The sequence below is a fragment of the Ruegeria sp. CJ9 genome (genome assembly GCF_056536625.1).
This window is the reverse complement of the sequence record NZ_JBQFPY010000020.1, coordinates 1-6,994: the sequence shown is the minus strand read 5'-3', so window position 1 is coordinate 6,994 and position 6,994 is coordinate 1. Positions and strand designations below refer to the sequence as shown.

The following is a 6,994-nucleotide window of genomic DNA, read 5'->3' as shown; positions in this document are numbered from 1 at the left end:
CTGCATCTCGCGGAACGCCTGAGAGACAGCTGCTAGGCCTCCTAGTTTCTCTTTGCCCTCGCCGATACTGCCGTACCGCGCCACCAGAAATTGCCCCAATTTTTTAGTTGCCAATTCACTTTCACCATCTGTTTCGTAGGCCTTGAGGATGCCGAGCAATAAGTCTTTAGTCTCCGCATCATAGACGTCCATCGACCCTTCTCTCAGACGGTCTGCCCTATCGTATCGAGTCTTGGGGGTGTTTGTGAAAAGGATGTAGCTGAGGACATCAAACAAATCGCTCTCTGGGGCATCAACTAACCGTCGAATGTCGTCGAGCCTGTCTTGATCATATCCTCGGTCAGACAGTTGTCCGAGAAAGTGTTCGCGGTTGTCAGGGTCACTCCACACCGTCCGCAGCTGGTCTTCGTCCGCAACTATCCCAGAAAGATCACCAAAAAGTCTCTTCAGGAACTCCGCCGCAGAGATCGGCTTGCCCTCGGGACTCCAATAGGTGGTGGCCGCGATGTATTTGATATTGCGAACTGTCCCATCCGAGAGCGCGACTTGGATCTTCTCTCGGGGGAGGTCATCCGCATCTTCACCGGTTTCTGGTGGTTCACCTTCATCTACCGGGGGTTCGCTCGGTGGAACACGAGGACCTCGGGGCGCTTCAGGCTCAAGCGGTTCCCCATCCCATTCAGGATCGTTGAAGTTCTCATGCGCTTTCACGAAGTCCCAGATAGTGAAGAAGTCTTTGCCTTCAAAGGTCCGTGTCCCCCGACCGATGATCTGCTTAAACTCGATCATTGAGCGAATTGGGCGCATCAGAACGATATGGCGGATGTTCCTCGCATCGACGCCCGTCGAGAGCTTCTGCGAAGTGGTCAGAACCGTCGGTATCGTCTTTTCGTTGTCCTGGAAGTCGCGAAGGTGCTGTTCACCAACTGCGCCGTCGTCAGCGGTCACGCGGTGGCAGTAGTTTGGGTTGGTGCTATCTTTGACCTGATTGATGAGGTCGCGGACCAGTGCGGCATGATCCTGCGTTGCGCAGAAGACCAAAGTCTTTTGTCGCTGGTCTATCTGGCTCATGAACTCTTGCACACGGCTCAGCTCGCGCTCTTCAATTACGATACGGGTGTTGAAGTCGCTCTCGGTGAACGCATCACCAGCTTCGATGTCTCCGGCAATAACATCGTCGGAACCGTCATAGACATACTCATCGATGGTGCTTGCCATCTGACGCACCTTGAAAGGCGTAAGGAAACCGTCCTCGATACCGTCCCGCAGTGCGTAGGTATAAGCCGGTTCGCCGAAGTAAGCGTAGGTGTCGGCATTGTGCTTGCGCTTGGGGGTAGCTGTGAGACCAAGCTGCGCGGCTGTCTCAAAGTATTCCAGCAGGTGACGCCACTCGCTCTGGTCGTTAGCACCGCCTCGGTGGCACTCATCAATTACGATGAAGTCGAAGAAGTCCGGGGGATAGTCCATATAAACCGGATCACCTTCACCAGTCATGAAGGTTTGAAAGATGGTGAAGAACAGGCTTGCATTCTTTGGAGGTTTGCCGCCGTTCTTACGGATTGTGTCGGGATCGATGCGTGTGACGGCGTCGTTAGGGAAGGCCGAGAATGCGTTGTAGGCTTGATCAGCGAGTATGTTTCGATCAGCTAGGAACAGGATACGAGGACGCCTGACTGGCTCCCCAGACAGGTTCCATTTTGCCTGAAACAGCTTCCAAGCGATCTGGAAGGCAATAGAGGTTTTGCCTGTCCCTGTTGCCAGCGTTAGCAGTATGCGCTTGTCGCCATTTGCCAGAGCCTCCAGAGCCGCAGTAATGGCATTGTGTTGGTAGTATCGCAGCTCCCACTTGCCGCCATCTGCCTCGAAATCCACCGCTCCGAAGCGTTCCCGCCAGTCGTTCTTAACTGCAAATGTAAGGTCCCAAAGTTCATCCGGTGTAGGGAATGGGAGAGCCAGATCGCCTTCCGCCCCGGTCGTCATATCGATTTGGTACCAGTTCAACCCGTTGGACGCATAAGCATACCGTGAGCCGAGCCGGGTTGCGTAGTCTTTGGCCTGACCGACGCCATTACGATGGCTGACGCCGGCTCGCTTAGCTTCTAGTACCGCGAGCTTTTGGCCTTTGTGGATCAACACGTAGTCAGCGGATAGACCGCGTCCTCGTGTACCACCGGATTGGATGCGACCAGGGCAGATAACTTCACGACGCACCCGCGAGCCGTTCTGTCCCCAACCAGCAGCGGCGAGGACGGGATCAATTCTTTCTGCTCGGGTGTCTGCTTCAGTTTCGTCGTGAATGCTCATTTAGAAATTCTCACTCGGATCAACCGCACTATAGCTTCAACCCATGTTTCTCTTCGAGGTGGCGTAACACTTCATCAAGAGCGGTGATAATATGAAGGCGGTTAGCTCCAAACGCATAGTAGCCTGTCGAAAGAACTTCCGGCGAAAGTGTCCGCGCTGGCGAGTACGCCTTTCGCTTCTCTCCGTTTTGGTCAACCGTGGTTAGCGGGTACCGAAAGGTTCGACCCTCGCCATAATACGCACCGCCTGGACCCCAATTTTGGATATTCCCGTTGTAGCAGTTGCTCCCGATGACATGCTCCAATTCGGCAAGCAGTTCTGCGCGTTTCTTGGAGATCTTCTTTTTGGTCATCAGAAAACCCTTTCTCTATATCAATTCGCCCTCGAAGGCTTTTTGTAAAAGTGATTGGCGGAGGTCGTCCAAATCTTGGATTTTAATCCGATAGGTTTCGGCAAGGTCTTTCGACTTCAGCTCAGCAGCCTCCAAATCAAGAGCCACAGCTTCCTGCTCCGCCACGTCTGGCGGGAAGGCGACCTCAAGATTTTCAATCAGTGCTTTCGTAAGTGCCTGTCGCGTTGATCCATTGTCTTCGCCCGTTTTCAGTAGGCCGTCCTTGTAGGGCTTAGATGTCAGCATCAAAGCAAGGAATTTCGGAGATAGAACGGCGTGATCTGGTCGAATAATAGAAACGTGCTGATTGACCCGAGCTGGCAAAAACTCGGAGGGAGCAACGCAGCATCGTGCAATGGAGGCTCCGGTAATGTTAAGCAATACATCGCGCTCCTCGATAATCACGTTGCTGAGTTTGTCTGCTTGCTCATCGTCAATGAATGCGAGTTTTTCCTCCTTAAACCATCGATCATGAACGTTTAGGCTCCGAATAAGAGATATTCCCTCAGTCTTGTATGCGCCTGCGCCGCCTTTAGGTGTCGCACCGCTACCAATTTTTGAGGTGATCTGCTTCAGCTTTCGTAAAACCCAGTGCTTTGGCGTCTCGGAGAAACAGTCACCGAGCTGTCGCTCAAACAACTCCCGCGCGTTCTGGAGGTTGGCTTCGGCGTGGGTACGGGCGCGAGCCAGACCCTCGAAGGCCTCGTCCAGTATCGCAACGATCCGCCGTTGTTCTTCCAGGGGTGGAACTTTGACGCGAAACTTTTGAATATCGCCCTTTGAGATAAAAGGTTGTCCAGCTCCGCGTTGAGGTAAATCGACAAACGTCATCAGGTAGTAGAGGAAAAACGGGTCGCATAGATCCGAAACAGGTGTCAGTGTGATCGTGTTCTTGATCGCTGTGAAGTCTTCATTGGGCATAAACATGCGGCCACACTGAGCGCCAATGGCGGAAAGAACAGGCGTGTTTTTCTTGTGTTCAGCGTGGCTCATCCGACCGTCACAACCTGCCGCAGACACTCCGAGGAAAGGGCCATCTTCCACGAAAGCCTTCTTTGTGAGTTTTGTGTTACCCCAATCGACGACCGCAAGTTCTTTTATCGTCGTTTCAGACCAGTTGGCTGTCACAGCATCCCCCGAATATCTTCGAGGACCTTGGCTGTCTCTGCATCCCGTGCCAGCATGTCTGCAATGATTTCCTCGGGAGACCGCAAAGGAGCCTCCTCAGGTGCATTGGGGTTCTTCACAGATAGATCGTAAGTTTCTTCGTCAAGATCGGCTCGGTTTACGATCCAGCTTTGTGGCCCGTTGGGTCTTGTCTTCTGCAGCTCCACAAACTCAGCAAGATCGTCATCGTTTAACGGGTTGGTCTTACCCAAGCTGCGACCGGGATCGAGCTGATAGAACCAGATGTCTCTTGTGGGTGCGCCCTTCTCGAAGAACAGCACCACCGTCTTCACTCCAGCACCCTGAAAAGTCCCTTGAGGACAATCGAGGATTGTATGCAACTCTGCCGCCTCCAGCAGCTCCTTGCGCAGCGCGATAGAGGCATTGTCGGTATTACTGAGGAAGGTGTTCTTGATAACGACCGCCGCCTTGCCACCAGCTCTCAGCTTGCGAATGAAGTGTTGCAGGAAGAGGTAGGCCGTCTCTCCTGTCCTTATCGGAAAGTTCTGCTGCACCTCCCGCCGTTCTCCGCCCCCGAAAGGAGGATTTGCAAGGATGATGTCGTGGCGGTCTTTCTCTTGGATATCCATCACGTTTTCATTGAGCGTGTTGGAGTGGATCAGGTTGGGTGCCTCGATCCCATGAAGGACCATATTCATGATGCCGATGACGTAGGCGAGACCCTTCTTCTCCTGTCCGTAGAAGGTATGGGTCTGCAGCGTCTCGAAATCAGATGCCGACAGTTTGTCAGTGCGCATATAGTCGTAGGCTTCACAGAGGAAGCCAGCGGAGCCTACAGCACCGTCATAGATCGTCTCTCCGATTTTGGGATCAGTTACCTTAATCATTGCCCGAATTAGCGGACGTGGGGTGTAGTACTCGCCTCCGTTACGACCTGCATTACCCATGCGACGGATGCGGGTTTCATACAGTTCTGAGAGTTCATGGCGCTGGGCTTGGGTGTTGAACGATAAGCCGTCTACGGCCTCCAAGACGTCCCTCAGGATGTATCCAGAGCGGAACTTGTTGCGCAGCTCGGTGAACACCTCACCGATCTTGTACTGGATCGTTTGCGGACCGGTGGCAGACTGACGGAAAGCCGCGAGATACGGGAACAGCTCTTGATCTACGAACTTGATCAGGTCATCGCCGATACGTGCTGCGTTATGGTCAAACTCTCCGTTGACCTTGGGTGCCGCCCATTTGTCCCAGCGATAGTCGCCTTCGATGATGGGCGCGTAGTCTTCGCCATCCAGTTCGGCTCTGTCGCGTCGCTCGCTTTCAAGGTCATGCAAATACTTGAGGAATAGGACCCAAGATGTCTGCTCTACATAGTCCAGCTCGTTGGCGATGCCTTCTTCGGCGCGGAGGTCCCGCTCGATCTTGTTGAACGCGTTCTCGTACATGTCTTCCTGCTCTTTTGATTGTCCGCACAGTTCCACCTGAGGGTGCAAAGATCAACCGCATTCAAGTCGGGTTGCGACGACATTATTTCCAAGCGACGAGCCATCTGGAACGCTGTCTCAAAAAAGGTCGGCACAGGGACAGAGATTTGCATCGTATCTAACTAGCAATGGTGCCTGGCATGGCTTCCCCCGCCGTGGCAGCGAGGGTAGCATGACTAAGCGGCGACCGCGTCACCAATCGAAACACCCCAATTTGCTGTGACAAACCGAGAGGCCTCTTGAGGTATCGTTGGATATGCTCTGGATCCTCGGTAGTTGTAGACTTTGCTCCCCTCCTTAGCCTTCAGGAGATACAAGTTGGTCAGAATTTCTTTGACGCTATTGTCGCCATTTCGCGCTCGGTCAATCAGACCTTCTAGGTAGGCTGGGCGGTCTGCAGGAGGCATCCTGTAGTAGGTTTTGCAAAGGATCATATGGAGGTTGAACAGTTCGTCCTCTCGACGGCGCTTCGTTGGTGAAGTTGTACGGTTCTCGGGAACGCCTCCTCGTGATGAGGCTTTGCGACAAGTCGCGTCGCAGAACTTTGCTGATGAGCGTTGCGCATAGAAAGACGCCCCGCACTGGTGGCAGGTTATTGATATCATGGGCTGTCCTATTGGAGTTAGCGTGACGCCACTATAGAGAGAGGACCTGAATGTTGAGACACAGGCCAGCGCATTACGTCACTAGTGTTTAGGGAGTTCATCTGGATACATTCATCAGGCAACTACCTGATGTTCAGACCAGATGAGATAGACCAAGGATAACGTTGTTGGGGGTGGACCACCCACCAACGACAGCAATTCAATCTAGCTAAATACCATGATCGAGAGACACCCTGAGGGGCCTATCTCAGGTTTTGCTCGATGAAGATACTAGCCTGTCGTTGTTCAACGATGTTGTGATGACCACTAATATCATTTTGCTCAAGGCTGGTCTGTCATCTGCGTTTGCTACTTTTGGCCAGTAAGATTTGTCGGATTATTTGCAACAAATACCCGCTTACGCTTGGTCTCGATCTTTGGATAAGGTCTCTGCTTGGTCGGACCTATCTCGACCTTAATGGGTGTTGTCGTCACAGTTGCTTCATTAGTCTTGGAAGCTGGTCGGCACTCTTCGACCTTCTGTTGTCTGTCCTCACCGTCGTTGTTGACCTCATGGCAGGTGATCATGTTTTGCTCAGGTGCTTTTCGGTAAGCGTAACGCTCTTTGGCCAACACTCGTCTGTTATGATCTCTTTCCAACTGGTCCTGCCATTTGGCTTCTATGAGGACCCTGAGGTCGTCATCAGAATGATGTCGAAGATGCTCCTGATTACGATGCCAACGTAGAGAGCGTTGCATGCGCTCTTCGTGTTTGACCGATGCGGCAGCGGCTTCAGCCTTGCGTTTGTTGTGCGCTAAAACTCGACAGCTATCGGAGCAGTATTGGGAGGTCTTTCTGAACGGCGTGTATCGACTCTTGCAATGCTTGCAGCTCTTATGTGCCTTCGGCTTTGCCGTTTTGGTGCTAGTTTCGTCAGCGGCCATCTACTTGATCTCTGGGTTGGAGCTAGAATTTAGCTTATTGTTGTACTCATAGGTCGGGCGTAATTGAATCATATTTATTTTCAGGTGTTTGAGGGAGTTGCCAAATTAACGCTAAGAGCGGCCTAGCAGCTGTCTCTCAGGCGTTCCGCGAGATGCAA

5 protein-coding genes are annotated in these 6,994 nt (G+C 52.6%); all 5 read right to left on the bottom strand.

Annotation, left to right across the window (positions count from 1 at the left end; all coding sequences use genetic code 11):
• Window positions 1-2,304: EcoAI/FtnUII family type I restriction enzme subunit R (hsdR, locus tag ACR0AJ_RS20910; RefSeq protein ID WP_480741845.1), on the bottom strand; the 2,304-nt coding region annotated here is incomplete at its 3' end.
• Window positions 2,305-2,332: 28 nt separating this feature from the next.
• On the bottom strand, window positions 2,333-2,656 hold the full coding sequence (locus ACR0AJ_RS20905) for a hypothetical protein (RefSeq protein WP_171125577.1): 324 nt from the start codon (window positions 2,654-2,656) through the stop codon (window positions 2,333-2,335).
• Between the two features lie 15 nt (window positions 2,657-2,671).
• Window positions 2,672-3,823: a restriction endonuclease subunit S gene (locus ACR0AJ_RS20900; protein ID WP_480741843.1), complete on the bottom strand. Its 1,152-nt coding sequence runs from the start codon at window positions 3,821-3,823 to the stop codon at window positions 2,672-2,674.
• Window positions 3,820-5,268, bottom strand: a complete 1,449-nt coding sequence (locus ACR0AJ_RS20895) for a class I SAM-dependent DNA methyltransferase (RefSeq protein ID WP_480741842.1) — start codon at window positions 5,266-5,268, stop codon at window positions 3,820-3,822. The genes ACR0AJ_RS20900 and ACR0AJ_RS20895 overlap by 4 nt, the downstream gene beginning before the upstream one ends.
• A gap of 992 nt (window positions 5,269-6,260) precedes the next feature.
• Window positions 6,261-6,836 (bottom strand): recombination protein NinG, encoded by a 576-nt coding sequence (locus tag ACR0AJ_RS20890; RefSeq protein WP_480741840.1) that lies wholly within the window; start codon window positions 6,834-6,836, stop codon window positions 6,261-6,263.
• Between the last annotated feature and the right edge of the window lie 158 nt (window positions 6,837-6,994).

What these genes read in the sequence shown, in the direction of transcription:
- ACR0AJ_RS20905 (WP_171125577.1), bottom strand. Translation starts at nt 2,656, where the DNA reads ATGACCAAAAAGAAGATCTCCAAGAAACGCGCAGAACTGCTTGCCGAA.
- ACR0AJ_RS20895 (WP_480741842.1), bottom strand. Translation starts at nt 5,268, where the DNA reads ATGTACGAGAACGCGTTCAACAAGATCGAGCGGGACCTCCGCGCCGAA.
- ACR0AJ_RS20890 (WP_480741840.1), bottom strand. Translation starts at nt 6,836, where the DNA reads ATGGCCGCTGACGAAACTAGCACCAAAACGGCAAAGCCGAAGGCACAT.